Origin of the sequence: Shewanella sp. MTB7 (genome assembly GCF_027571385.1) — a bacterium.
GTDB lineage: Bacteria > Pseudomonadota > Gammaproteobacteria > Enterobacterales > Shewanellaceae > Shewanella.
This window is the reverse complement of the sequence record NZ_CP085636.1, coordinates 1,990,041-2,016,886: the sequence shown is the minus strand read 5'-3', so window position 1 is coordinate 2,016,886 and position 26,846 is coordinate 1,990,041. Positions and strand designations below refer to the sequence as shown.

General features: G+C 41.3%; 28 protein-coding genes. 11 read left to right on the top strand and 17 right to left on the bottom strand.

Going from position 1 to position 26,846, the window contains the following annotated elements:
* Window positions 1-398: 398 nt before the first annotated feature.
* The gene (locus HWQ47_RS08480) at window positions 399-635 is read left to right on the top strand and encodes a helix-turn-helix domain-containing protein (RefSeq protein WP_269970720.1); all 237 of its coding nucleotides are present in this window, start codon (window positions 399-401) and stop codon (window positions 633-635) included.
* 140 nt (window positions 636-775) lie between these two features.
* On the opposite strand, the gene HWQ47_RS08475 is transcribed toward HWQ47_RS08480, so the two are convergent.
* From HWQ47_RS08475 to HWQ47_RS08465, 3 genes are all read right to left on the bottom strand, one after another.
* Window positions 776-2,908, bottom strand: a complete 2,133-nt coding sequence (locus HWQ47_RS08475; protein ID WP_269970719.1) for a TonB-dependent receptor family protein — start codon at window positions 2,906-2,908, stop codon at window positions 776-778.
* 106 nt (window positions 2,909-3,014) lie between these two features.
* Window positions 3,015-3,689: a hypothetical protein gene (locus HWQ47_RS08470; RefSeq protein ID WP_269970718.1), complete on the bottom strand. Its 675-nt coding sequence runs from the start codon at window positions 3,687-3,689 to the stop codon at window positions 3,015-3,017.
* A 354-nt stretch (window positions 3,690-4,043) separates the two neighbouring features.
* On the bottom strand, window positions 4,044-4,301 hold the full coding sequence (locus HWQ47_RS08465) for a helix-turn-helix domain-containing protein (protein WP_269970717.1): 258 nt from the start codon (window positions 4,299-4,301) through the stop codon (window positions 4,044-4,046).
* A 193-nt stretch (window positions 4,302-4,494) separates the two neighbouring features.
* Here HWQ47_RS08465 and HWQ47_RS08460 point away from each other — a divergent pair, with 193 nt between their 5' ends.
* Window positions 4,495-4,686: a hypothetical protein gene (locus HWQ47_RS08460; RefSeq protein WP_269970716.1), complete on the top strand. Its 192-nt coding sequence runs from the start codon at window positions 4,495-4,497 to the stop codon at window positions 4,684-4,686.
* Window positions 4,687-5,067: 381 nt separating this feature from the next.
* Here HWQ47_RS08460 and HWQ47_RS08455 read toward each other — a convergent pair whose 3' ends face one another.
* Complete coding sequence (locus tag HWQ47_RS08455) at window positions 5,068-5,271, bottom strand: helix-turn-helix transcriptional regulator (protein ID WP_269970715.1); 204 nt, start codon at window positions 5,269-5,271, stop codon at window positions 5,068-5,070.
* 201 nt (window positions 5,272-5,472) lie between these two features.
* On the opposite strand from HWQ47_RS08455, the gene radC reads away from it, so the two are divergent.
* Window positions 5,473-5,940, top strand: coding sequence for a RadC family protein (radC, locus tag HWQ47_RS08450; protein ID WP_269970714.1), 468 nt, complete (start codon window positions 5,473-5,475; stop codon window positions 5,938-5,940).
* A 267-nt stretch (window positions 5,941-6,207) separates the two neighbouring features.
* Here radC and HWQ47_RS08445 read toward each other — a convergent pair whose 3' ends face one another.
* Window positions 6,208-6,417, bottom strand: a complete 210-nt coding sequence (locus HWQ47_RS08445) for a hypothetical protein (RefSeq protein ID WP_269970713.1) — start codon at window positions 6,415-6,417, stop codon at window positions 6,208-6,210.
* A 47-nt stretch (window positions 6,418-6,464) separates the two neighbouring features.
* Here HWQ47_RS08445 and HWQ47_RS08440 point away from each other — a divergent pair, with 47 nt between their 5' ends.
* The 3 genes from HWQ47_RS08440 to HWQ47_RS08430 all read left to right on the top strand — a co-directional run bounded on the left by HWQ47_RS08440 (window position 6,465) and on the right by HWQ47_RS08430 (window position 8,090).
* Entirely contained in the window at window positions 6,465-6,806 is a 342-nt protein-coding gene (locus tag HWQ47_RS08440; protein WP_269970712.1) for a type IV toxin-antitoxin system YeeU family antitoxin, read from the top strand.
* Between the two features lie 176 nt (window positions 6,807-6,982).
* On the top strand, window positions 6,983-7,396 hold the full coding sequence (locus HWQ47_RS08435) for a DUF2787 domain-containing protein (RefSeq protein WP_269970711.1): 414 nt from the start codon (window positions 6,983-6,985) through the stop codon (window positions 7,394-7,396).
* A 133-nt stretch (window positions 7,397-7,529) separates the two neighbouring features.
* Window positions 7,530-8,090, top strand: coding sequence for a tyrosine-type recombinase/integrase (locus HWQ47_RS08430; RefSeq protein WP_269970710.1), 561 nt, complete (start codon window positions 7,530-7,532; stop codon window positions 8,088-8,090).
* A gap of 54 nt (window positions 8,091-8,144) precedes the next feature.
* Here HWQ47_RS08430 and HWQ47_RS08425 read toward each other — a convergent pair whose 3' ends face one another.
* On the bottom strand, window positions 8,145-8,771 hold the full coding sequence (locus HWQ47_RS08425) for an inovirus Gp2 family protein (protein ID WP_269970709.1): 627 nt from the start codon (window positions 8,769-8,771) through the stop codon (window positions 8,145-8,147).
* Window positions 8,772-8,901: 130 nt separating this feature from the next.
* Complete coding sequence (locus HWQ47_RS08420; protein ID WP_269970708.1) at window positions 8,902-10,392, bottom strand: hypothetical protein; 1,491 nt, start codon at window positions 10,390-10,392, stop codon at window positions 8,902-8,904.
* Between the two features lie 192 nt (window positions 10,393-10,584).
* Here HWQ47_RS08420 and HWQ47_RS08415 point away from each other — a divergent pair, with 192 nt between their 5' ends.
* On the top strand, window positions 10,585-11,286 hold the full coding sequence (locus tag HWQ47_RS08415; RefSeq protein ID WP_269970707.1) for a hypothetical protein: 702 nt from the start codon (window positions 10,585-10,587) through the stop codon (window positions 11,284-11,286).
* Between the two features lie 221 nt (window positions 11,287-11,507).
* Here HWQ47_RS08415 and HWQ47_RS08410 read toward each other — a convergent pair whose 3' ends face one another.
* From HWQ47_RS08410 to HWQ47_RS08395, 4 genes are read right to left on the bottom strand one after another with little or no spacing between them, the layout of a single operon-like run.
* Entirely contained in the window at window positions 11,508-12,356 is an 849-nt protein-coding gene (locus HWQ47_RS08410) for a DUF7281 domain-containing protein (protein WP_269970706.1), read from the bottom strand.
* A complete protein-coding gene (locus HWQ47_RS08405; RefSeq protein ID WP_269970705.1) occupies window positions 12,356-13,654 on the bottom strand; it encodes a hypothetical protein in 1,299 nt (432 codons plus the stop codon). The genes HWQ47_RS08410 and HWQ47_RS08405 overlap by 1 nt, the downstream gene beginning before the upstream one ends.
* A complete protein-coding gene (locus tag HWQ47_RS08400; protein ID WP_269970704.1) occupies window positions 13,651-14,289 on the bottom strand; it encodes a hypothetical protein in 639 nt (212 codons plus the stop codon). Before HWQ47_RS08400 ends, HWQ47_RS08405 begins: the two co-directional genes overlap by 4 nt.
* Window positions 14,286-17,945, bottom strand: a complete 3,660-nt coding sequence (locus HWQ47_RS08395; RefSeq protein ID WP_269971699.1) for an ATP-binding protein — start codon at window positions 17,943-17,945, stop codon at window positions 14,286-14,288. The genes HWQ47_RS08400 and HWQ47_RS08395 overlap by 4 nt, the downstream gene beginning before the upstream one ends.
* Window positions 17,946-18,175: 230 nt before the next feature.
* On the opposite strand from HWQ47_RS08395, the gene HWQ47_RS08390 reads away from it, so the two are divergent.
* Complete coding sequence (locus tag HWQ47_RS08390) at window positions 18,176-19,033, top strand: WYL domain-containing protein (protein WP_269970703.1); 858 nt, start codon at window positions 18,176-18,178, stop codon at window positions 19,031-19,033.
* Between the two features lie 643 nt (window positions 19,034-19,676).
* Window positions 19,677-20,258: a CBS domain-containing protein gene (locus HWQ47_RS08385; protein ID WP_269970702.1), complete on the top strand. Its 582-nt coding sequence runs from the start codon at window positions 19,677-19,679 to the stop codon at window positions 20,256-20,258.
* Between the two features lie 63 nt (window positions 20,259-20,321).
* Here the strand turns inward: HWQ47_RS08385 and HWQ47_RS08380 are convergent, their stop codons facing one another.
* The gene (locus HWQ47_RS08380; RefSeq protein WP_269971698.1) at window positions 20,322-20,708 is read right to left on the bottom strand and encodes a DoxX family protein; all 387 of its coding nucleotides are present in this window, start codon (window positions 20,706-20,708) and stop codon (window positions 20,322-20,324) included.
* 40 nt (window positions 20,709-20,748) lie between these two features.
* A complete protein-coding gene (locus HWQ47_RS08375) occupies window positions 20,749-21,171 on the bottom strand; it encodes an organic hydroperoxide resistance protein (RefSeq protein ID WP_269971697.1) in 423 nt (140 codons plus the stop codon).
* A 270-nt stretch (window positions 21,172-21,441) separates the two neighbouring features.
* Between HWQ47_RS08375 and HWQ47_RS08370 the strand changes: the two genes are divergently transcribed.
* Together HWQ47_RS08370 and HWQ47_RS08365 are read left to right on the top strand one after the other, a co-directional pair.
* Window positions 21,442-21,696, top strand: coding sequence for a lipid A-modifier LpxR family protein (locus tag HWQ47_RS08370; RefSeq protein ID WP_269970701.1), 255 nt, complete (start codon window positions 21,442-21,444; stop codon window positions 21,694-21,696).
* Window positions 21,687-22,439 carry a lipid A deacylase LpxR family protein gene (locus HWQ47_RS08365; protein ID WP_269970700.1) on the top strand — a complete coding sequence of 251 codons (753 nt, stop codon included), beginning with the start codon at window positions 21,687-21,689 and terminating at the stop codon, window positions 22,437-22,439. The genes HWQ47_RS08370 and HWQ47_RS08365 overlap by 10 nt, the downstream gene beginning before the upstream one ends.
* A gap of 27 nt (window positions 22,440-22,466) precedes the next feature.
* Here HWQ47_RS08365 and hydF read toward each other — a convergent pair whose 3' ends face one another.
* The 4 genes from hydF to hydG are packed head-to-tail and all read right to left on the bottom strand — an operon-like array spanning window position 22,467 to window position 26,773.
* A complete protein-coding gene (gene hydF, locus HWQ47_RS08360) occupies window positions 22,467-23,678 on the bottom strand; it encodes a [FeFe] hydrogenase H-cluster maturation GTPase HydF (RefSeq protein WP_269970699.1) in 1,212 nt (403 codons plus the stop codon).
* Complete coding sequence (gene hydE, locus HWQ47_RS08355) at window positions 23,659-24,705, bottom strand: [FeFe] hydrogenase H-cluster radical SAM maturase HydE (protein WP_269970698.1); 1,047 nt, start codon at window positions 24,703-24,705, stop codon at window positions 23,659-23,661. Before hydE ends, hydF begins: the two co-directional genes overlap by 20 nt.
* Window positions 24,677-25,324 carry a hypothetical protein gene (locus HWQ47_RS08350; RefSeq protein ID WP_269970697.1) on the bottom strand — a complete coding sequence of 216 codons (648 nt, stop codon included), beginning with the start codon at window positions 25,322-25,324 and terminating at the stop codon, window positions 24,677-24,679. The genes hydE and HWQ47_RS08350 overlap by 29 nt, the downstream gene beginning before the upstream one ends.
* 3 nt (window positions 25,325-25,327) lie before the next feature.
* Entirely contained in the window at window positions 25,328-26,773 is a 1,446-nt protein-coding gene (gene hydG, locus HWQ47_RS08345) for a [FeFe] hydrogenase H-cluster radical SAM maturase HydG (protein WP_269970696.1), read from the bottom strand.
* Between the last annotated feature and the right edge of the window lie 73 nt (window positions 26,774-26,846).

Genomic DNA, 26,846 nt, shown 5'->3' with positions numbered 1-26,846 from the left:
CAAACAAACCATATTTGTTATAGAACAACTCACACTGTTAAGCATTTGACATCAACCTTGTGAAATTTATCATTTGAAATGTAAAGCAACATATTTAGAGCTTCTATACTTGATAATAGAGTAGAAATTTAAATAAATAGAATAAAGTTCTACTAGATAGCAAAGAAGACCTCTGAGGCCTTCTTATAAAATATAACACTTCGAATAACGAAAACAGGAGTCATCCCCAACGAATAATATCGTCTAAAAAGCCGCAATCAGAACATTTAGCTTCTACACTTATAGATAACCACCTAAAATTTATAACTATATTCCTTAAGCATGGAGCTAATTACAAGTGCAACACACAAAATATATCCCAATACGGGATATGTTGCAATCTAAAATATCATCAGACCATGAAAAATAATAAATGGTCTGAAAGAGAGGAATCTCTTCGCAATACTTTAAAAGTGATGCGTAAAAGTGCGGGCTTAAGCCAAAGCCAACTTGCTCAAAAGTTAGACAAACCACAAAGCTTCGTATCTAAATACGAAAGTGGTGAACGACAACTTAGAATTTTAGAGTTAGAACAAGTCTGTATTGTTTGCGGAACAACCGCACATGAGTTTTTGAAGGTCTTTAACGGAGACTAACTTTTCACAATATAAAACATATAGTTATAAATCAGTATTTCAGAGTTTAATCGAAAGTTTTATTGTTAAAATATTAGAGAGGTAGCTTCACTTTTGTAGAGCTACCTCCGTTTCCTTGCCTTTCATCCGAATGATTATCTTTAGAATGTATAGCCTAAATCTAGACTAAATGAACGTCCAGGGGACGGTACACGACCAGCTGGTGACACGTCCAATCCTCTAAAGTAATACTCATTATCAAATAGATTATTAACTGATAAGCCCACTTTTAGCCCATAGCTGTTTTGTTTGAAAAACTCAGTACTTATATTAAAGTTCACCACTGTGTAGTCAGGGATCTCTCCTGCTGTGCCAGAGACATTCTCTTCGACTGTGTTAGCCAGGTCGGAAAATGACTTGCTGTAGTAATAAGCCAGAAGACCTAGATCTATTTCATGAATGCTATAGAGTACACTGGCTGAAAGTTGATGCTTAGAGACAAAAGGTAACTGATTTCCTGCAAACTGACCATCCAGTTGCTCTGTGTCCAAGTAATTATAGGCGCCAGTCAAGATGAGGTCCGGTAGTGATTTAGGAGAATAGGTTCCTTCTAACTCGACACCTTGATTCCGGGTTTTTCCGATATTAACGAACATGCTGATATTTCTGTCATATTCAGCTTTGTTTTTAAAGTCGATGCGATATAACGCCAGGTTCAGGTTACTACGTTCAGTGGGGGTAAAGCGTATACCCGCTTCATAATTCCAGGAGAGCTCAGACTCAAGTGTTTGACCTTTTGGCCATAACTGCGAAATTTGCGGCGTCCGCAGAGAGCGTTGTGCATTGGCATAACCAAACCAGTTGTCGGAGAACTCATAACCTAAGGTGATACCAGGAAGCCACTCTTTAACATGGTTATCTTGGCTGTAATTTTGTCCTATATTAGTAAAGGTCATGCGGACATCTTCATATCTTAAGCCTGGTGTGACCGATAACGTGTCATCGAAGAAACCAATCTTGTTACTGATGTAATAGGCCATTGCATTGGTATCCATCTGCCAGTCACGAGGTCGGACCACCACCTGCGTCGACTTATCTATATGATTGAGTTGGTAGCTGATATCTTCGTTTACATAACGAACGCCAGCGATGATATGTTGACTAATATCTCCGTCGATAAGTAAGCTAACTTTAGGCTCCATTCCGAATACTGTGAACTCTCGCGGGGAATTGCGCAAATGAGTTGCGTCTTGGGTGGTATCACTCCAATGATTGCCTAAATCACCATCTACGTCTTTGTTCTTATCGTAGAAGTCCCATTGAAAATTGCGCGAACTTTTATTACCAAATGTGATGAGATCAAACTCGCCATAATCGATAAATGTGGAGTCATCTAGTACATGGTTATATTTGATAGACACTCTTTTAGTCTCGGCTTTAAACTCATCATTAGGGCGAAGAGATTGTGCTCTATCAGCTTTATAAGCAGACGTATTGAGTGCCCCTGGTAGTTCTGAAAAGGCATTATAATATTGAAGTGTCGTGTCCAAACTGTTCTGTTGGTCGATATACCAAACTGTCTTCAACATTATATTTCTAATATCTGTATCTGAGTGCTCGCGAAAGGACTCGCCCTGGGTGATATTGCCATCTAAGCGCATAGAAAAATCTTCATTAACTGCACCGCCAGTACTAATATTTGTATCAAATAGATTATGGCCGTCACCAAAGAAGGTAATACGTTCATTGAAGCTGGTTTCCCAATCTGCTGGGATGGGCTTAGAGATAAGGTTGATCACACCGCCGACGTTGTTGGGGCCATACTGAACCGATGCACCACCGCGTGCGACATCAATTCTATCGATCATAAAGAGGGTGGCGGGAAAGAGTGATTGCCCCGTATGCCCGTATGGAGCTAGCGTCATCGGGATACCATCCAGTAATATTTGTGCATAGCCACTTCGACTGCTATCTAAACCACGGACCGAGATATTGGGTAAAATGCCTGTGCCAGTTTCATCTTTAATCTTGATGCCTGGGACCTGTTGTAAGGCAGTATCGATAGAGCGGGCTGCAGTTCGTTCAATCTGATCTGAGGTGATAATTGAGCGGTTACCTGTGTAATGTTTAAGATCAGCAACTTCAGAGTTTCCTAATAGGCTACCAGTGACAACAATCACTTCCGGTTTTGGATCTATCTCTTGGGTTTCAGCAACAACGGTTGAACTACTCAAGCTGCTAGACACTGCAAGTGCTAACATGTTCAAAGTGAATAGATTTCTATTGTTTAACATACGTATTTCCTAAGTTTCATTTGGTCTTTTTGTATTTAGAGTTGATGTTTTAACGTCTTTAAATCATTCGACGGTTTTAAGCCCCTAGTGCCAGCAGTTCTGCTGTTCAGGTGTTCAGGTGTTCAGGTGTTATAAGAATGGGAGTTTTTGCTTGGCAAGTCGCCATTTTGTGAATCAGGGTTTGGACATTTTGGTAGGTAACTTGTGTCCCATAACTTAGGGATAAGCTCTGGTCTAATGCACTTTCGATAACCATATAGATATGCGCTAATTCAACAATATCAGGCAGTGTCGAGAACCCATCTGGGCATTCGTTCATAAGGCAAACTAAGGTTTCCCGTTTTGCTAAATCGATATAGTGTCGTAAATATAATGTGCAGAATTTGCTAATTCGTCCATAAATGATCCATTGATGGCCAACAGGGCGATATTTCCTTGCCAAAATAATATTTTTTGCTATCTCTCGGTAGGAGAATATCGAGACCGCAATATCTGCAGAACTGGAGTCTAAAACTGTTCCTGTTCTCGCTGGATTATCATTAGTTAACCGGTTTAAAAGGAGAAATACAGAGCAGAAGGCGGCTCCGGTGTAGTGGGTAAAAGTCTTATCTGAAATTAAAAGATGTTCAGTATCCAGAATGGGAAAGTCAAACCCAGCATAAACAAATATTTCATGGGTAGCTGGTGAGAAAAACGAGTTTTGAATACCAAAAACAGCTGCTTGTATAAGCAGTTGAGAACTGAGTAAATTTTCGCAAAGCATAAGAGTATACACATCCAACCAGCACCTGAATGATATTTATTATCATTTGCATTTACAGGTCAAGCACTTTGTTACCCTCTTTTATTACCCTATGACGACTTTCGCCTTAAGTTATTGCTAAAAACTCAAATCTTTCATAAGTTAATCACAAAATTATCAATTTAAAAACATTAAGCACTCAAATGTAAACCCCAATTTAAGTGATAATTTTTATCACTTAAATTGGGGTTTACATTTATCGATACCGTCACTAGGTGATAGGTTGGTTTATCATTCGTTCAGTAATAGATGTCTACTCATGAACCAAAGTCAAACGTTCTAGTTCAATATGAAACCTAATAGCCCACTATTTATTTCCATTTAGCACTCGCATTAATATATTCTCGAAGACTGATATATACGTTCTGCAACTACCCAAATATCAGAAGGTTTACAATCAAGAGCAGTAGCTAGTTTCCATACAGAAGTAACAGTAGCTTTAGCCACCCCTCGCTCGATACCTGATATAAAGGAACGTGCAAGATCTGCTTGATCAGCCAGCTCCTCTTGATTAAGTCCTAACTCAATTCGACGAAGTTTTACCGCTTTACCGAATGCTAAACCAACCTTTAACACTTCATCATTATCCACAGAGATCTCCAGAATATAAATATCTGATGATTTTCACGTAGATTCAGATAGACTAACCACGCACTAAGAACTACCATATGACCTCTATAGAGGTTATTTGAGTTTAGCCTATTAATGAGTTCATCAAATTCTGAGTCATGGCTATGGTTTCTTTACCAGTTGTACTCAAAAACAATGTTAAAAGGAGTAATACATGTCAGTCATCAAAACTATGTCAATTGTAGGGATGGTCTTTTTCTCATTATGCCTAGTGTTAACGATAGCATTTGCTGAGACGGATCTAGAAGCTGCCGCAGGTTGGGGAATGTTTGCAGCTATGTACGGGATTGGTTATTCAATAACTGTTTATATTAAAATTAAAGGCACTCAAAATACAGAATCGTAATTTACGCCATGGTGTCATTTAAGACTCTTTCCTTTCAGAACTAAAAACATTTTCACCTATATATCATCTTTATGCTGTAACCAATAACGGACAGTAAAGCAGCTGGTGGATTTATTGTCCACCAGCTGCTTTTTACTTTTTACTGATTCATTAAGGAGGCTTTATGCCTATAGCGTTTATTGCTGGATTTGCTGTTGGTGTGAGTATTTATCAAGTATTAAAGGAGCAGAACTATGTTTAACTTCATAATGCATAAGCCAATAGTTGAATTATTTTTGCTTGGTGTTATTGCTGGTTATAAGTGGGCGGTTGAATCGGATAGCTAAAACATTTTAGCTTAACGTCATGGAGAGCCAAAAAGCTCTCCATTTATGCCATACCTCAATCTCTAACCTTTCCATTCCGTAAGTCTCGTTCTTCAATCCGCTCTAATATCCATTCTTGCACTTCATTTTCTACCCACGCGACAGCACGGTCACCTAATGATACTGACTTAGGGAAAACCCCTTCTTCTATGTACTTATAGATTGTTGAACGTGCTAAGCCTGTGCATGCGATTACATCTTTGAGTCTGATTAGTTTCATGATGAGGTCCTGATAGTTAATCTCATTCAATAACCAGAACTAGTAATTTTTAACCTGTAACGGAGTACTTAACTCTTTATTCCCGCCCTTCAAAACCTGCAAATACAAAACCTTCCTGCTACATAGCCAGCATCTAGAAAAGTTCTTAGACCTATATCAATACAGTGAATAAACCTACAAAACACTTTAAGGAACCAAGTCATGCAAACAAATAGTCAATTAAAGCATTGTCCACCAAACACAGATGAAATATTGGCAAGCGCAGCAAATATCATTGCTGAGAGGTATGTCAATAAAGACGCATTTTGTAATCCTGAAGCAACAAAGCAATTTCTAACCTACAAGCTAGGTGGATATGAGCGGGAAGTCTTCGCTGTAATGATGCTTGATAACCAGCATCAGCTCATTGAGTTCAATGAGCTGTTTTACGGCACGATAGACGCTGCAAATGTGTACCCAAGAGAAGTGGTTAAAGCCGTATTAGCCGTTAATGCTGCTGCGGTGATCTTTGCCCACAACCATCCATCCGGTGAAGCAGAGCCCTCTCAAGCTGATAAATTGATCACCAAACGTTTAACGGATGCATTGGCGCTGATAGATGTACGAGTACTCGATCATATCGTGGTAGGTAAAACACCAGTGTCATTTGCTGAACGTGGCTTGCTATAGCGCGGCGTACTCACCACTGACAAATATCAACTGATTGCCAAACCAATAAGGAGTACACCATGATTGAATTTACTGACAGTTTTTCTCAAGCCTGTGTGGCAGAAGCCTGCGCCGCATTTCCAGACTTGCGTAGAAGATTAATGGTTGAATTGATCTGCAAGACCGCTTAATGAGAGAGGTGAGACAACAGGTCAACCCATCATCAAACCCAGCCCCACCTTGCATAAGACATTGTTGTTTGTCTCTCCAAGGGATCTGGTTGAGCATTTACCAAAAGAGATTGGTTTTTGCCGCTATCACTGTACCTGCAATGAGCACGGTCAACCTACCGATGTTTGGCAGCGCACTATCAACGGTGTCTATTACAACCATGGCAGTAATCAGCAACCCAATTGGAGCGCACATACCTAAGTGCATGACTCTAAGTAAATAGCTGCCATCAGCACTTATCTGTTGTTCTATAGCGTTACCTTGCATCCACCAGCAACACATCAACTCAAGCAAATATTCAAAGGAGTTTCAGCATGACAACGATTCAATCATCTATGCCCTATCAATGGGGTTTACAGCGTAATATTACGCCGCGATTTGGTGCGCGGCTTATTCTGCAAGGCAGTCGCTTAGACTTCCTGTGGGATCGCTCAGGCTTTGTCGGCAGCTTTCCCCCAGAGCAAGGTCAGCTACTCAACGACGCCTTCTCAGAGATCATTAAGCAACTTGAGAACCAAGTATCACTGGGTCACCTCGATGCGCGTCAGCAACGCAGCATAACCTTACAGCACGCTGGCTTTACCTGTGAGGCCGATACACTCGGTAGTCACGGATATCTCTATATTGCGATCTATCCAACCACAGCTAAACATTAAGGCAATCAACGCTACGCTGACAACGGCCCTCCCCCTCAAGACTCGTCATCGCACGCTAACTTTAGCGGAAACATTCAACACTGCTAGCCCTTTAACGACATCCGTAACCGCTTCAATATCACCAAGCCTTGTGCTGGTGGCAGCCCCTTACTATCTAATTCTTTAAGGAATAACTCATGTCTATTCAACTCGACAAAGCTCAAGTACCCAAAATGTCTCGCGCATTCTATCAATTGCTTGAACAACAACTTCAAAGCCTCGCGACCAAAGAGGCTAATGCGATCATGCTGAACTTTCGCGATCCCGACTACAGCGCCGAAAACGGCGGCTATCATCCGGTAGAGGTGAGATTAGAGAAACAGCAAGATCTTTGGCGACTCGTGTACGTCACCGATTTTGCTTATCACGGCCATCCCTATCCAGAGCTAGTTAAGGACATTGATATCTGCTTTAACTCCAAGCAAGTGTATAGCTTGTTCAGTGGTTGGATTGGTGAACTAGAATCTCGAGAGTTGGTCTCGATGTTTAGCGAAAATTTTATCGCTTATCAAGAGATGGGCGCTTATACCGTTTACATCCAATTAGATTAGTACTGCAGTCAATGCGTTAGGTTCCCGTTTTACCAAAACGGGAACCTGCAAACCTAGGCTACATGCGGGGTCCGCTATCCCTGAGCCTCTTAGGGGCCCAATTAAACGATATACATCAAAAAAGGAATCTATCATGGTAGAAGTCCAAGCAATCAAGAAGTTAGACACTATAAATCTCATTAGCCACCTACTTGAGGTTCGATATAGTAAGCAGATGGCAGATATTTGGAACATAGGGTTAAACCTCGCTTTACGTATTTCTGATCTGCTATCCATCAAGTTTAGCGACCTTCAGCAAGATAGATTGGTTATCCAAGAAACTAAAACTGGCAAGCTAGCCAATATCAAGTTGAATGCAAAAGTGATAAAAGCTATTCAGGATATTCAAGTAAACCATCCCGACCATATCTACCTATTTCAATCTTATCGAAATCCCCAGGCCAAATACTCTAAGGCTAAACCACTAACAAGACGCGCAGTGACCAAAGCCTTTCGTATCGTTGGTGAAGAACTAAAGGTAGCCTTAGGCACACACTCCATGCGCAAAACAAGAGGTTATCATCTTTATCAAAAGACCAAAGACATTGGTAGAGTAATGAAGATGCTCAGGCATGGTTCTGAAGGCGTGACATTAAGGTACATAGGGATTGAGCAAGAGGATGTTGATAACGACTTTATTAACCTAGAGATATGAGCTCTTGTTGTTTTTGTTATCGGAGGACCTTTAACGTCCTCCTTTCTTTTTTGTTTAATTGAACACTATTCGGCTATAACCAATGTTACGGTTACCGTCATTTATATCTTTGGTAGCCACTTTTGCCAAATAGGTATACTGCTGCCAAAAGCGATTTAACTGGTCATAAAACTCTGCTGAGTTTAAATCTAGGTAGCTAACAGCATTCTGAGGGATATGAACTGATGCCTTAACTTCTATGTCAAGCATGCCTAATGCGCTAGACCAGGCCCCTACAATACGTGAATACATATTATCTCGATTAAGGTCGAAAGTTCCTAGGTGAGCAAATGTATCTTTATTGAAAAATAATACTAGATGATAATGCCAATTATGGGATTTTTTGCGCTCCCTAACCCATACATACCCGAATCTAAGTGGATGAGGATGTTTACCCAACTTAATACGGTGGTTCCTCCAAGCACTAAGCCTCTCCTTAAATGCATCGATGAAACGTGAGATTACTTTTGGGTCTTCATAGTGGATATTATTAGGAAGCCTTAAATCTAACCTTATACAGGTTACGCGATTATTACATGCAAACTGTTGTTGAAGTACCCTCTCAAAAGTGGATAAGTAACTGTCGATATGCTGATATTGAGATGGTGTGTTTAATTGATGATATGACTCGAATTGAAACATGATTGATACCTCTATGAATAGTTACATAGAGTTATGCATCAATGTAATATTTTACATGATAATTAGTCGCAACAGTTACTGGTTAAAAAACTAACTATATAATACTATTACCGAAAAACACCGACTGACACTAGACTAAGCGATCCCGGCAATAAAATATTTGTGAGTTATATTTAATAGCAATCTCGTACTCCTGTTCACCAATAAATACTCTGGAGTTATTTTCATAAACATCCTTCCACAATACACAATACTCACTTTTACTTGAACCTATGTTGCTGTAAAAAAACTCAACAGCATCTTTAACAACTAATTGATGCACTGTTCCTTTTTCATCTATAGCATTTCCCATCACTACTGCATCACTCTCGATAACGGGCCTTTGAGTAATCGTTGCATTGGACTTTGGTAACAGTCTTATTGCCTCCATCTTCAAGGACTTTGATTCAGACAGCACTTTTAATTGAGACGAAAGGCTCTTGATAAATGGCAACATTGAGTCTGCCCACAAGTGATAAAAAAGCCCCATGTTTGATAAACCATTAACGTCTTTACATTGTTTGATAAATTCAAGCTTATTTTCATAAACGCTATAAATACTGACCATATTTCTAAGCATATCTGGTTTAAAGTCACTGCTTCCATCATAAGGAAATATGCTCTTAAGAAATGATACGATATTATCAGTCAATTCCTCATCAGTCAGTTCTAGTGAAACATGCTTTTCTATACAAATATCCTGGCAAATAAACATGTGTTCTTTAAGTTTTTTTTCATTGAAAATTATATGCCCAATTTTAGAGCTACAATGCAAGAAACCTACAAAATCAATATGACGATGTTGATCATTAATGTTCATTATTTTTCTAGAAATATATTCACAGTTACTTTCCGATAAAACAGATACTCCCCCTTCTTTTGTTAAACAATCATAAATAACTGACAAGTCCCTTAGCATTACATCAAAGTAAAAATAACTACTTTCATAGTCACAACCTAATAATGAAGGTTCAAAATTAAATCTACTATTGAAACATGGAGGTGTAATTAGTTTGTATATGGGCTCAACAACCGAAAAACGTCCTTTTGGTTTAAAATCGACGACTAACGGAAGCAAAAAGCCTTCATTAACAAGGGTAGATATATTGTCCTTTATAACTTTAACCTCAAGCCCTGTTAATTGACTAACATACTCATAATCAACATTGTAAATTCTTGAAAATTGATCGGATAAAAATATTAGTACTAAAAGTAAAACATGGGACTCTAAGGTTAACTTTTTACTACCCCCATTCATATTCAAATATAAAGCGCTATCAAAATAATCCTTTAAGGATATCTCAGCTCTTGATTCCTCGAACCACTGTGATGATGTAGAAGAAATATCATACCCACTTCCTCCCTTTTTGCCCGTCCCCTTTGCTAGGCCTGGCACTTCTTCTATGTATCCTTCTGATAGCAAATATTCAATGGCCTTCATTAGGCTTCTTTTACTCACACCAAGATACTTGGCATATTCCGAAGGCAAGGCCACGTAAAGCTCTCGCCTCATGGCTATCCATAGCAATAAGATCATCCTAGTTTCGGGCGATGCTCCAGTCATGCTTTTCAGTAACTTCATACACGCCCACCTGTAACTAGTTGAAAACTGAAATACCAAAAAAGCATAGATAGCACAGTTTATTGCCATAACCCCATTGATACTCGTTGAAACTGATGCAAAACTCAACTAGTTTATCTACTAGTTGAATTCAGGCATCGACTTACCACCTAAAGTTAATGAAGTGAAAATAGTAAGCCAAGCAGGAGGATAATGATGACGGTAGTAGTATTAACTAGGGGAGATATTTACAGGCTCTTCAGCTTTTTAAGCTCTGAAACGCCTGCTGAGTTAACTTGGATTAAGAGGTACTTATCAAAATGTACAGTGATGATACTTGGCGAAAACCCGACTCTTTTTGACATAAAAGAGCAAGTTTACCTGCAATATAAGCAGACAGGTTCAAGTAGCGAAGGAACTTTTTTTTACAAAAGACTTGCGGAAAAAATGTACAAATCTTATAAGGCTCGCCTTTATCGTAAGAAACAAGGGGCAAGAAAAATGCTTAATGTCACTATTACCCCTAAGCATATGCATAACCTAGAAGATATTTGCAAATATCAAGACAAACAAAAAAACAAAGTAATTGAAATGATGATTGAGGGTTCAATTTCCCAACAAGCAGATTATATATACAAATTGAAATCTGAAAAAAAACAGAATGAAACAACACTAAAAATAATTAGAGACAAACAAAGGCTAGATGTATTAACAAACAAATCAAAAATGGAAAACGATAAGAACAAATCGCTAGAGAACATCATATCCAATAAAGATTCAGACATAGAGTTACTAAAAGAAAATATAAGTTTATTAATCGAAACCATTAAATGGTCGCATAGAAAAGATACACCGATCAAATTTAATGAGTATGATGATGCCATAACTATTTTCCATAACAGCATAAATATATAACCGAGGTTTAAAACAAGCTGTCGAGTTTTGTTAAGCCGTGGTCGCACTGGATTGGTGGTTAAGTGCAATGACCAAGAGACATATCAATACCTGGTCTGTTGTGGGATGGAAGAGTTGGAGCTTACATACAATCTACCAACCTACACCTAGTCACTTCAGAGTTATCGACTTTACACGCTTAGAGTAAAACTGATTAACTCTGGTTTGACAAACATTGTACTCTATTTGAGACGGTGTAAAACCAGCGGAATACTATTGCCAATTATGGACTCTTGAGTTAATCCCTTACCTGTTTCAGACATAGTCAATTTTAATTCTGGTGGGATTTTATCTGATGCTCGCTCCCAAAGCTCATATTGGTCATCAAAAAGCTGGGTTCTACCGTGTCTAGAAAGTGCTTCACTTGATAAATCAGGCACAAGCATCATGCTTGCCACGGATGCTAAGGCAAAAGATATGCCTGAAGGGTCAGTGTCAAACCATGCAACAAGCTCAATATTTGGAAAGCTTAACGCAATCTCTTTTGAGATAACACTTACCTCTTTATCTCCACGGTATATAACAAGTGGGTTAGAATCTAAATCTGATTGAACGGCTCTAAATTTCGCAAATGCCTCATAGTTCTCAATAATCACAATTTGACTGTGCTCGATACTCCTTAGACTGTTAAGCGGGATTTCTATGTTCATACCGTCTTCTAGTTCATATTTCTTACCATTTATATTAGTTGACAACACTCCATAAACTTTGATCACCTTGTCCTTGACAGGAGTGCTGCTTAACTTCTCGTTCGAGAAGTACTTAGCCATTTCTGTTCGAGAACTCGGTATCGGATCAGTTAAGAGATCAAATCCTGACTGCTCTTTAATTAACTTTCTGACTTGGCGTATATCTTTGGGTGTTAGTTGCAATTTTCCAGCTGCAATTTTACCCATACCATAGTCTTGGTGAAAGACCTTAAATATTCCCGACAAAACTACGGAGGCCCCATGTTGAATTTTGGCTGGAGCGAAGATTTTTTTTAGTCGGGGTAGATCTCCACCCGTAATACTTTCAATAATCTTACTCACTATTTCCTCGATATAGATACATCTTCTAGGTGAAGGTTACCATAGCCTATTTTGCTGCCCTCAGCATAATAGGTATGCGTCCCAATAGGCTCAATAACAAAGTCTTTACGATCTTGGGGGAGCATTGAACTATGGTAGTTAAGTAGGCTGAACAACCATACATCTTTGGCGCAAGTAAGTGGCTCAAGATCTTCAGGTCGTTCATCATGGATATGCTCATAGTAATCCAGTGCAGAAACCTTTGATTTCCCCTGAGTCATAAAGGCTTTAGTAAAAAAAGTATCGCAGTGGGAATCGATATCAGCTTCGATAAGCTCTTGTATCTCAACATCGAGTGTAAACTCTCGACGTTCGGCTTCTACTATAACTGGTTGATCTTCTTGCTCGACTGGTTGTACCGTAATTTTCTCGACAATGTCGGCCAACTCAGGCTCCTGGTCCATGTCATCAGGGTTTGGATGATGTGCAAACTCAATCGGTTCAGATAGCCAGAATTCAGGTATGCCTCCATGCTTTGCCATTCCATCGGGCAAAATCACTTCTTCATCTGGGGTCCAGTGTGGCTCTTCGTCTATGAATCGGTCAAAAGCATTGATAAGGTCTTTATCACGCTCTCGGTTACGATACCTCATCATGAGGGCGCGAAGTTGGATTAGGATAGAACCAAGCTCTTGCTGACAGCTACGAATAGCATGATGCATTTCAACACAGAACAATGTGTTTAGCTCAGAGTTGTCCCCTGCCATGTCGCTTAGTAGCTTAAACGAGAAAGCTTTCATGCCGCTAACGAGCTTTTCAGCCTGTTCTATAGCGACTTGGTTCTCTTTGTGCTTCTGAACAAGTGTATTGCCGTAACCAAAGTCATAACTGATACGGTTGCGTAGACGTCGACAGGATTCTTGTAAGTCCAACGTAATTTCATAGGCCACACCCTCAAGATTGTTGAACCGATCGGCTTCTTGCTCCCTTTTGCCATTAAGTTTGGCTTCTAGGTATTCTTGGACTAGATCTTGTATTTCTGGAATACGCTCTGCGTGCTGGGTTCCAAGGAACCAACTTGCTTCTGTCTCAAGGAAGTAGTTCATCAGCGCCTCCATCTTCGGGTGAACACGGTAGCCGCGGCTTGTAACGATAACAACACGGGCTTCTTTTAGCTTGCGCAGGTCGTTGGCGTTCTCATGAGTTTCGCGGATCGTGCCATTCTCAAAGACCTGAGTCAGGGTGTTCTTTGCTTGGCTTATTAATAGAAGCATATGGCCGACGCCACCATGTTTGCCGTTGCTTTGAGAACTAATCACAAGTCGAACTCCCCTTGTTCCTCGTTCGCTTTATTGACGGTCTCAACAATCTTCTCATGCGTATCGATGAAGTCGAGCAGCTCGTACACAAAGTCTAATTTGCCTGTCATCACATAAAGTTGGCGTTCTTTATTTACTAGATGCGCAATCCCCTCTTTAACCAAAAATTCGACTACTACATCAAGTTTTTCGCTGGCTGTCTCACGAACCTTCTTGCGGCTAACTTTTGGGAGTCGGTAAATGCTATCGAGCTTCTCCATTAAGCTTGGTGATGATTGGATTTGCACAGCAAGCACAGGTACGTTTAACTCATCACCACCGATCATCACAGTTTCCACTTGAGCCGCTTCACTGACTGTTGCAATGAACTTAACTACAGGTCTAATGATACCGTGTACGTTACTCATCAAAGTTGTTACCTGACGGCGATTGTGGTCGTCGATTGCCTTGTGAGTAACATAATAGGCGCTGGTTCGGCTCGTGCATTGAAGCTCTCGCCCCATAAGGGTCAAGGCTTGATTGATTTCACGGCGCGTACGGTCGTCTTTAATGGTCTTGTAGGCTTCGCGATCGGTCGCTGGACAGATGAAACTACCACTCAGTAAAGACTCTAAGACTTGTGATACTCGCTTCATGCTTCTTCTCCTACGGTCGCTTCAGCTACTTTTGCTAAGGCAAGCTTGCTTACCTTAGGTTTGTTGAAAATGTTCTTGTCAGGCGTTATGTGGTACAGATTCTTAAACAGGTTGGCTGTACGGTTGTTGCCATCAGGTTGAGCGGCTACAACCTTGAAGTTGTGAGCATCCATCATCTTGAGTAGCTTCGCTTGGTTCTCCGCGGTCAACTTACCAATCTCATCGGTTGGGTAAGTGATTGACAGCAGGCTTGCCCCGCGTTGCTGCGTGAGTAGTGCAAGATACAACATGGATTGGATAAGCAAGTTGGTGCCGTTACTGGCCAAGTCGCGCATATCTTTATCTGTTTTAGCGATCTTACGCTGGTTGTTTTCAATCACTTCGAATTTGATGTCAAAGAGCTCGGTTGGCTTCTTCAGCTTGTCGGCACTGATATGGTAAGTCAGTGTATCTAGGGCGTTGTAGAACTCTTTAGTCGGCAGTTCAGCAGCCCCTGTTCGGTCCCAGTCTTCGTAAATCTCAGAGAAGTTAATGATGTCTTGCCAGCCTTGTAGCTTGGAGAGCGAACTCTCAACGTTGATATCAATAGAACCTACCACCGAGAAAGTGTTGTTTGCCTTTACTTTTTCAGAAACATTTCGACCGAGTTTCTTAATGTCGCGGTCAAAGCTAAGTAGTCGGTCCTTGAAGTCTACTAACATGCGACCCATGTTGACGGCACTATCAATTGTTATTCTCATCACCTGTGGGATGATGTCATTCATTATTTTCTCAAGGATGTCTATGCGCTTAGAGTCGCTAGCAACAATATCTTCACTAATGGTGTTTCGACTGGTTTCATTCCAGAAACGGTAAAGTTCCCCGTCACCAAGGCTAAGCGTGATGGCCTCCATCAGCTGAATGTCTTTCTTGCGCTTCTTCGATAGCTTCTCTAGTTCAGGTAGCTTGCTCTCAACCTCATTAAGCAGTGAGTTTAAGTCTCCGCTATAACTAAAGCCCTCTTCAATTTCTTCTTGGCTCTCAAACGCTTCGTAATTGGATAGGCGATAGATGGCACTATCAGCACGACTCTTACGCTTCTCCAATGTATCGGTGGTTTCTTTGAACTGTTGCCTGATACGGTGATCTTCGCTTCGTAGCTCTCTTAGCTTGGTTTCAAATGACTTGATTTCATGATTAACCGATTCAAGCTCTTTTTGCTTGTCGTTGCGCGATTGGCGACGCTTCGGATCGTCAATTTCATAGATAGACAACCAAGTCTCATATGCATTAATTATCTGAGACTTCGCTTTTAGGTTCTTGATCTCGTCGTCAAGCTGCTCAATCTCTTCCTTGTAGCGCTGGTAGATTTCACAGGAAATACCTTGTTCGCTTAGACGCTGTTCGTACTCCATGTTGATGCGTTCTTTGTTCTCACCTAGCACCTGATGGTTCTTTTTTATCGTTTTGTCGATGGTATCGATACTGATTGCGAGCGCGGTTTCGATATTGCCGTTCTGAGTAAGCCTATCATCATTCAGCTTCGTTCTAGCTTCTTCAAAGCGCTCCTCTGACTCTAATATCTCTTTTTTAATTAAAGAGATACTTAGGCGGATCGATTTAATGCTTGAGCTAACTTGCTCAATCAGAGTCTCCTTAGCTCGGGCAATCTCAATTTTTTTATTATCAAGGTTGCTCTTAGTTTGAGCTAAGTCGTTATCTGTGTTTCGAAGTTCACTGCGAATTCGTGATAATTCAATCTTTGAGTCTTTAATGGCGCCATCGTTTTTCTTGATCTGCTTGTTCAGATCTGCCTCAGAGTCCTCAAGCGTATCGATAAAGTCCATTAAATTGGCTTGCTCCTCGACATCCGATTGGTTAGTCACCGTGCAGTCAGGTAAATTGCTCGTGTCGATGCTCAAATCAAACAAGCTGCCAGAATCTTCGGTCATCGATGGCGCAAGTGTGGTATCCATCAAAAGGTTTTCTGTGAGAATGCTACCGAGTGGAGAGCTTTGCCACCCCTCCTTGTGGTTCTCAAGGAACGAAAACAGTGTCCCGGACTCAGGGTCAAGTCGAGCGTTAACCAGCTTCAATTTTTCTTCAGCATTACGCTTATTGTTACAGGCTATCTCTAAATCAGAAAGCAGATTTTCACGTTTTTTATGTAGTTTACCGTCTTCTTTTTCAGCCAAGTTGACAGCTCTATTGAATTCATTGGCTTGGTCTTGAAGTTTGTCTTTTTCTGATTCAAGCCGCTCGCGCTGCTCGATAAGAAGCTCATCAATATCAGGGTTCTTCAGGCGCTGTTCTTGAGTGGCCAGTTTAGCCTTACACTCTGTGAGCACAGTAACTTTATCTTTGGTGAAGCTGTTGTGCTGCTTAGTCAGTTCGTTTAACTGCTGCTGAAAAGTCTCATCTACTTTAGCCTGTTTCGCTTTGGTCTCTTGTTGGGCTTTTAGCTTTAGATCTGTGAGCTTGGACTTTTCATTATTGAACTTGCTTTCAAGGTTTTGAAAATCACGATCGCGCTTGTCTTTTGCGTCAATCACCTTAACTTCAAGCTCTACGTAACTATCTCTTTGATAAGCTAACTTGTCTTCCATATCAGGAAGCTGTTTAAGTTTGATGGATAGCTCTGGGTAATCGTTATCTTCATATTTCAACAGCACTAGGTGGTGTGCTTCAATTTCAGAATCAAGGCTACGGATGCCGTTTTGAAGTGAGTTGTGGCTGATCTCTTTGTCGAGTTTTTGGGTGTTGACGTCTTCAATCTGTTTGTTACTAGTCTCGATGTATTCTGCTCGCTCACGATGCGCTTTTGAAAGTGACTCAGCAAGCTCGTCAGATGCTTCACGAATAACCCACAAAGCATTGGCTAGTCGGCTAGTTAGATAGGCAATCTGTTTATTGTTGGCAATAGCCTCTGTAAAGGCATCTTTTTTGCCAAGGAAAGCTGTTAGACCGCTGTAATCATCACACCATTGTTCAATCTTATTAGCATCAACACCGAATTCAAGATTGCTATTACCTTGCTCAAGAATATCAAGGAAAAGCGCCTTAGTGTCGACCATGTTAAACTCCCCCTGAATCAATGCAGCGGTGATTTTTTCGATGTGGCGAACGTCATTACGGCCAGAACACAGAGAGTAACTAAGGAATTTGTTGTTTCGAGTACCAGCATTAATGTTTTGGATGATTTCGCGGTACTCTTTAACACTAGTGATACGAGATTCGTAATCGAAACCTTTACCTGTCAGTTCAGCAGCCAATTTGGTACAGGCAATGGCGTATGGCTTTTCTTCGTGGTCTTGTTTGATTATCACGGATTGGTCAAACTCACCTTTGACGAACTGGTACATAATACCGCCTTTCGTGCTTAGGTTGCGGCAACAGATTACATGAGCAGTTTGACCACGTGCGGTTGTAAACTCAAAAACAAGGTAGCTGTTGTTATTGGGTAAATACCACTCAGCGAATGGCTTATTAACGTTAGACTTCCTAACAATCTGAGTCCCTGTGGCACCATAGAAGAAAGGAATAAGCCTCAGTAATGATGTTTTACCAGCGCCGTTATCACCTGTTAACTGAGTAGCTGAATCGAAATCATACTCTGAAAACATCTTTTTTTTCTGGTATGAGTTTATTGTGACGACTCTTTTCAATCCAGCATACATCATTGTTTTTTCTCTATTTATATTATTTTCCTGGTTGAAATCTTACCAGAATAATTAGGGTCTAATGGAAGCTAAATCGGGTTGCTATCCGTAAAGCTATTGATAACTATGTCTCATCTATACTTCCATATTCGAAAAATGATTGGTCAATTTCCACCGTTAATATATGTACTTTGTGTATACATGTATATACTGTATACATAAACATGTAACATTTTTGAGCATCAGCTATGAATCAGAAAGATATCAAGTGGGATCAGCAAGTGAGATTTCGACTAATCGAAATCATCGCTCAGTGGGAAGGACGCCTTACGACAAACCACCTATGCGATGCTTTTCGTATAGGACGCCAACAGGCTTCAAGGGATATCAACAAATACCTAAGCCTTACTGATCGAGAACAGTTAGTACTAGATAGGACTATTAAAGGCTATAGACCAGCTGATGATTTTAAACCTTTCTTTACTGAAGGCACTGCTCATGAATACCTGACAATGCTTCATCAGCAGTACAACCACGAAGAAACATTCGAATTCTTCAGTTGGGGAGAAGCCCAGTCAACAGTATTAAATGTTCCTGACAGGGTCGTTTCTTCGAAAATCGTTCGCGGGTTAATTGCTGCAGCAAGAGCAAACCTTCGCATAGATATCGATTACGTTTCGCTCTCTACACCTGAAATCCGAGGACGAATAATCGCCCCTCATAGTCTCGTCTATGACGGTATTAGATGGCATGTGAGGGCCTATTGTGAAGAAAAAACAGCTTTCCGCGACTTCGTGCTTAGTCGCTTCAGAAACGAACCTGACTTAATGGATAGATCCCCCAATACGCGGGAACATGATGATAACTGGAACAATCAAGTTTCGGTAAATATTATACCTAACCCTAACCTTTCGGATAAACAACAATGTGTCGTTGCAGAAGACTATGCGATGGATTATCGTAAGCTAACAATCACTACTCGTAAGGCTTTGCTGCATTATTATCTACGCCGCATGGGCGTTACTCTGGATGAACAATTACTGAAAGATCAACCCAAAGTTCACCAATTGACAGCATACTCTGCTCAAGATCTTTACTTGTCATGAATTTATTAGAATATTTCAAGATAGAATCTCCCTAGAGCGAGATGGGATGATCGAAATACTTACTTATATTTTAGACTCATTCACTTTTCAACCAAAATACTTTATTTGACGTTTTAAAACGAAATAAAATATACATCCCAGAGCACTACTTCCTCATTTAGGAAAATAATTTGGGTTGGTTACACAAATAGTGTTTGCGCCATCGAACAAATGTAACACCTAAAGTAACACCAAAAGAGAGTGGGAATGTTAAATGTCAATCAAAACAATACCATAAGACAGAAGCCAGAGCCCCGCCGCCTCCACCAATTACTAAGAAAGCCCCGATATGAAAGTATCGGGGCTTTTTTTATGCCTAAATTTTACTAAGAAAGGCCATTAGTTACAAATAAACAACAACTGCATCAATTACTTATACATAAATTAATTGTCATTAATGTGATTGACTCGCTTGCTTTATATAAACTAACTTGATAGTCGTTCAAGCAACTCCTGTAGCTCAGTACTTGATGGCCCTTTCGCCTAACTGTTGATTTCCATGACTATCCATTTAGCCATCAACTTAACCATCAATATCGCCACAGAAGTGATAGATCCCACGACCGATCTATACCTAACCTTCACAGTTTAAGGAAACCCATGAATGAGAAATTTAGCACTTTTCAGCACAGCCTCGGTTGATCATCTGCTTTGGTCAACCAATAGTGAGATCACTCAACTAAACTCTCCCGCCTTATCTATATTCACTGATTTTGATCACTCCCAACCTATGGTGGTAGATTCGAATACCGGCGCCGTGAAAACCTTAGAGATAATGGAGAAAACCCATTCCTTTATGCGTCTAGTCGTCGACAAAAAGAATAAGTTTCTAGGAGTGATCACTAAGCATCAGCTGTCAAATAGTAAAATGCTTAAAATGACCAACAAATTTAATAGCAACTTAGATGAGTTATTGGTCACCGATATGATGATCCCGAGAGAGGAGTTAATGTCATTGGACTATGAGCAGCTTACGTCTGCTACAGTGAGTGATGTGGTTCGCTCGCTACAAGAAAATGGTTTACATCATATTTTAGTTATCGATCATCAGCAGCATCATATCAGAGGCTTGATCGCAGCCAATGATGTAGCACGCAAACTAAAAGTGCCAATTAATATCGAACAACCCCCTTCGTTCATGCATATCTTCAAGACCAATTTAGCTAAAAATGCACGTTTGTTTTAGATTTAACAAACAAAAAAACCACTTAATTGTGGTTTTTGTTTTAGCGTAAATAAACTCAGATATTTATCCCTTTCTATCTAACTCCATTCTTGCGTGTCCTGCTAACACAAGCAACCCAGCTAAAATGCCTAGGTTTTTCACAAAGTTTTGCATTTCGTGTGCCCCTTCGACACCTGTATAGTTCCAGAAATCATGCAAATTAAAATTAATAGTGAGTACTAACACTGCAAGTAACAAAGAGACAATATAGGTATATCGATTTAAAATAAGTGCTATAGCTGCACCAATTTGGAATACCCCAGCAGTGGCAAGTAAAACCGGGACCATCAACATATGATGCTTTTCCATTAAGGCTATATGCATATCCCAACTAACAAACTTCATAATACCTGGCAGTAAGAAGTAGAGTGCCAATAACACTCTGCCACTCGTCAACAATAGGGTATTCATGGTTATCTCATTGCGCATTTAACAATCCCTATTTATGATATTAAATGGCTTGACCATTCACTGTTAATGCAACATCTATATTGTTTCTAACGGCGTTAGAATACGGGCATATTTGGTGGGCCAGTGTCACCAAGTTAACAGCTTGCTCTTGAGGCAGATCCAGTGATACAGATAACGCAACAGTTAAAGCAAACCCTCCCTCCTCTCTTGCCCCTATAGCGACACTTGCGGTTACTGGGGCTTGTTTTAATATCAATTTAGCTTCACGAGCCACATGTAATATCGCATTTGAAAAACACGCACTGTACCCAGCTGCAAATAGCTGCTCAGGATTCGTCGCCTCGCCAGTTCCTCCCATCTCTTTTGGGTAACTTAATGAAAGCGATAGTAACCCATCATCAGTTGATACCTTACCATTTCGTCCTGCACTCGCTGTTGCACTTGTTTTATATAACGGCTTCATCATTTATCTCCAGCGTTTATGAATAATGTGACAGCACAATTAACTTGCGCGCAATTTAATTTAACCACAGAGTACACTCTAGATAAGTTGTGCGCAATGCATTTACGTCGAAACATAAATAACACCAACGATGAGAGTCTAATCATGATTTATTTTCCATCGATAGATAATCCTCTTGGGTACAAAACGTCACATTTAACTGCTTGTTTCCCTGTAACTCTTTTCGATAAGCTGTTGTAAACTTTTATACCCACATTCACGGAGTCGCCTTTGAAATATAAACTCATCTTAGGGTATCTTTGCACGCTGGGTTCTCTGCTCTTTTCAACCTCGGCATACAGTGGTCAGTGGCATCTGCAACTCGATAATGACATTATCTTTGGCGACGATGGCAATTACACCAATGGCATGATGTTGAGCTGGGAAAGCGCAGCTAAGACCCATCCCAGTGAACTTGCTCGGCCTTTACAGTGGCAAGAGTATTTCACCTTTGATTTAGGCGATGGCGAACGGGCTTGGGGCTAAAACTTTCTCAACAGATGTGGACGCCAGCAGAGATAGAACTTGAAGCACCTCAGAGTACAGATCGCCCTTACGCAGGGTATTTAGCTATTGAGAGCCATACAGTCCATTACGGTAACAAGTGGGCACTAAAAAACTGGTTCTCCCTTGGCGTAATAGGCCCCGCATCAGGTGCTCAGCAAGTACAGGAGTTTGTTCACAAGATCACAGGCTCCTCGCCTCCTTTAGGTTGGCAATACCAGATAGAGAATCAAGTAACGCTTCAACTTGCCTATGAGTTAGATGGGCTATTACTGAGACGCGATGCATTTAACAATGCTTTTGTTGGGCAAACACAGTGGGAGCTAAGTGGTTTTAGCCATACTCAAGCTGGTAATTTTCGAACTGAAACCGATCTGGGGCTCACTTTGCGTTGGGGCAACAATTTAGAAGACTCGTTTGGCCGTTTAAGTCAACACCGCGGACATATGGGAAATCTAACCTCCACATCTAACAGGAACACATTCATCCTTTATAGTAGAGCCTTTGTTGGCTATAGGTTCAACGATTTGAGCTTAGCGGGCTCCCTGCCCTATGAGTCAGATCTTAAGCTGGAAAATAAGCAGGCTGGATTTACCACAGGTATCATTTGGTCTCAGCCAACGTGGTCGGTTGGCTGGAGCTTTAATACCTATACAAAAGAACATCAGGCTGACTCAGCCAAGTGGCATGGCTATGGTTCACTTCTATTTAGCTGGTACCTTTAATAAATTCCCTCTCCAACTGTTCCCCCTCTACATAAAAGGTTGCATCACCCTAGATAACACGCCTTGTATTTTTGATATTGCGATACCGTAATTAGTCACCGGCACACCTCGTCGTTGGCACTCTCTGACCCTTCTTAACATCTCGGTGCGATTAAGCATGCAGGCGCCGCAGTGTACCACCAAAGCATAGTCCTCTAAGTTGTCGGGGAAATCGTGTCCGGATTTGATCTCAAAAGTGAGTTGCCTCTGGCTGTATTGCCTGATCATATTGGGCAATTTGACTCTGCCAATATCATCGTCTTGGGAGTGATGACTGCAAGCCTCAGCCATCAACACTTTATCACCATCTTGTAGGCTATCTAGCGCATCAGCCCCTTGTGCTAACACATCAAGATCGCCCTTAAAACGCGCAAATAGGGTTGAGAAGGTGGTTAGAGGAACATTGTCAGGGACAATTTGTACCACTTGCTTTATCACTTGAGAGTCGGCAATAACAAGTTTTGGTGGTTTGGCCAGTTGATTTAGCGCTGCTTGAAGCTGAGTTTCTTTTACTACCGTGGCAATAGCATCCATGTCTAGAGCTTCACGCAATACCTGCACCTGAGGCAGAATTAAGCGCCCCTTTGGTGCCGACATATCGATAGGCACGACGCATAGCACGGTATCTCCAGCTTGATACAAGTCGCTGGCTAACACTGGTTCACGCTTAAGCTCAGCAGGCGCTATGTCATAGATGGCTTGCTTAATTTCATCAGCTCCCGTTTGCAGAGTACTTGATGCCGATAAGTAGATTAATGCCCGTTCCTGACAAAAGTTAACATCATCCGCGGCAATATCAGCAATATCGGCCTTATTAAAGATAATAATAAATGGGATAGTCAACTGGGTTAATTCAGCAATAAGTTGCAGCTCTTTATCCTTCAAGCCGTGCTCATCGGTTACCAATAAACAGATATCAGCTCGGTACACTATTTTTCGGCTGGCTTTAACACGCAGTAATCCTAGTTCCCCCTCATCATCAAGCCCGGCAGTATCATAGAAAGTCACTGGACCTAAAGGCAATAACTCATAGGGCTTGGCAATCGCGTCCGTCGTGGTGCCTGCAGTATCTGAGACAATCGCAATATCTTGACCTGTAATTAGATTAAATAATGAAGATTTGCCCGTGTTGCGACGTCCTATGATGGCAATTTGATAGCGTACCCCGCGAGGCGTACTATTAGTTATGATTGTTGACATTATGTTTCCTAAGCGCATCACCTCTGGCCGAGGTTGCAGTTAATCCAATAGTTGAAATGGCTAATTTTATCGCGCTAATACGTTCAATGAGTTTTACCTTGCTGGCGTTTTTGCCAGGATAGATATTGTAATCGGCAAAGGCTTGCTCAGGAGTAAAAGAGGGCATGATTATATTAGCACCACGAAGCAGCGCAGCTTCTCTAGCACCTGCTTGTATGGCATCAAGGGCGCTTGTGGCCGGAATATTAGCCCCAGGGTTGAGTAGCCTTAAGATGGCACTGACTCTATGACTGACAATAACACTTCCATCAGGATACGATGCATAGGGGGTCTGCGGATGCGCAACAAAGGGTCCGCAAGCAATCATGTCCAGCTTCAATTGACTGAGTTTAATGATGTCATCGGCTAACATTGCTAACGTCATACCGGGCAAATTTACAATCACACCAGACCCCGTTTGATAGCCTAGCTTTTGTAATAATTTGATTTTTTTTAGTCGTTGTTGAAATAACTTTTTAGGCCGGCACTGCCTAAATAAGCCCTCGTTGAAAGTTTCCATTTTTAACAGGTAGCGGTCGGCCCCTGCTTGTTTCCAGCAACTAAGTTCATCGAATGTTCTATCGCCCAGAGATAAGGTGATAGCTAAGCCAAATTGCTGCTTTATCTCAACAATAATCTGCTCGATATCCTTCATTCGATAACGGTAATCATCACCAGATTGTAAAACAATGGTGCCCATTCCCTCTTGATAAGCGGACTCAGCAGCCGCCATAATTTGTCCATGAGTCAGTCGATAGCGCTTCACCTGACGGTTACTGGTTCTTAAACCACAGTAGTGGCAATCGTTCCGACATTGATTGGAAAACTCAATAATGCCACGCATATACACTTGGCCTTCAAATTGCTCAAGCGTGGCTTGATGAGCTTGTTTAAATAAGCTGTCATCATCGCAACCTTGTAATAATGCCAGAATGTCATGATGAGTTAATTTTTCAGATTTAAAATTTAGTTGCATTTTCAATTGCATGCCCACACTCCGCCACATAGCGATAAACAGCTATTTGAGCGGATGTTAGTTCTGATGTTCGTTGTTGTGCCAGTGGTGGCTTTATTTGTTCAGCTAATCGTTTGACCCCGATGCCTTGTTGTAACCAATCACGGAACATTGCCACATTAATGCCAAGTAGCCCGCCATCAATGTGTAACCAAACACCTTGAGGAGCTGCGATTTCACAATGAGCATATTGACCTGTAAAAACATGATTATCTATGAGTAAAATGGGCTGGCAAGGCAGTAGATTACTCACAAGATGATGCACTTGATTGGGGTACTTCTGCAGCAGAAGTTGGCACCATATATGGGACTGCAAAAATAAATCATGCATTTCATCAACGCAGATCTGCTCTCGTAATATACGGCCAAACTCACCGTGCCAAGGATTCGTTAGCTCAAACGCCTGCTCAATAAGATAAACCTGTATCTTTGGGTTGCTTGCTAAGGCGAAATGTAGACTTTGCTCAACCTTGGAACGAGCAAAGTTACTATAAAGCGCAGCATGAAAAACCACACATTGACTCTGTGGGATCAATTGACACAGGGCATCAATATCGAGCCCTGGTGTCACTGATGTTGCTTGTGCAATCATAAGTTATAGATACAAGTCACGCTGACCTTCGTCTGTTTTATCCAGATAAGCGATGACATTCTTACGTCGACTCGGACTTAATCTGTCTAACTCCCGCTCAATAAGTGCATTGCCTGCTTCGCGAGTTTTCTCGCTGGCGTAATCGTTTAGATATTCTTTAAAAGTGATCAGCGCATTGGGTTGGCAAAATTTACCGATGAATTGCTGTTTTGCCAATCCAATAAAATGATCGCCAGTGCGACCTTTGCGATAGCAACCGGTGCAGAATGAGGGCACTGATTTAGACTCAGTGACTAATTCATAGATAACATCATCCATCGCGCGGTGATCGCCCAAACTAAATTGTTCGGCATCATGCTGATTCGATGTGGTTTCTTGATAGCCACCAGGAGAGGTACGGGATCCTGCACTTATTTGGGATACGCCCAGATCAAGCAGCTCTTTGCGTAGCACTGCGCCTTCTCGGGTACTCATGATTAAACCTGTGTAAGGTACGGCTAAACGAGTAATGGCCACTATGCGCTTGAAGCATTCATCGTCGACCTCATAGGGCGGTTTTTCACTGATCGCTGATCCGTGAGCGGGTTCGATACGTGGGAACGAGATAGTATGTGGGCCTATGCCACACTCCTTTTCCATCTGCTCAACATGGGTCAACATAGCCAGTAGTTCGAACCGATGATCATAAAGTCCGAACAGAGCGCCAATACCCACATCGTCAATACCTGCTTCCATGGCTCGGTGCATGGCATATAAGCGATATAAGTAATCTTTCTTCTTGCCTTTCAGGTGGACGCTTTCATAGGTTGGCTGGTGATAAGTTTCCTGGAAACACTGGTAAGTGCCTATAGCGGCTGTCTTCAGAATTTTAAAATCTTCCACGCTCATTGGTGCACAGTTGACATTAATACGGCGGATCTCGCCCCCTTTACCATCTTTTACGTCGTACATGGTCTGGATGCTTTCAACGATAGCGTTGACGTTATTACGGGGATGCTCGCCATAAACCGCCAGAATACGCTTGTGTCCCATGGCTTCCAACACTTTCACTTCTTTGCGGATCTCAGCTTGCTTGAGGGTTTTACGTTTCAGTTCATGGTTGTCTGCATTGAAACCGCAGTAGCTACAACTGTTTGCACAGTGGTTTGAGACATAAAGTGGGGCAAATAGCACTATACGGTTACCGTAAATCTTATTTTTAATCTCACGAGCAACAGCAAAAATCTCTTCATCCAGTTCCTTGTGTTGATTCTGCAATAGCACTGCTGTGTCAGCGATGCTGAGTCCTTTGCATTGACGGGCTTTTTCCAAAATCACGCGAATTTCTATTTCGCTTGAATTTTCCGCGTTTTCGATAGCACTCCAAATAGCACTATCATCAATGAAGTTTACGCTTGGATCATACGTTGGCTTTAACAGGGGAGAATGCTGTGCTGAGGTCATAACCATTTAAATCTCTACTTAATATATACAGAAAGCAGCAGTCGCCGAAGTGATGACTGCTGCTGGATTCACTGGACGT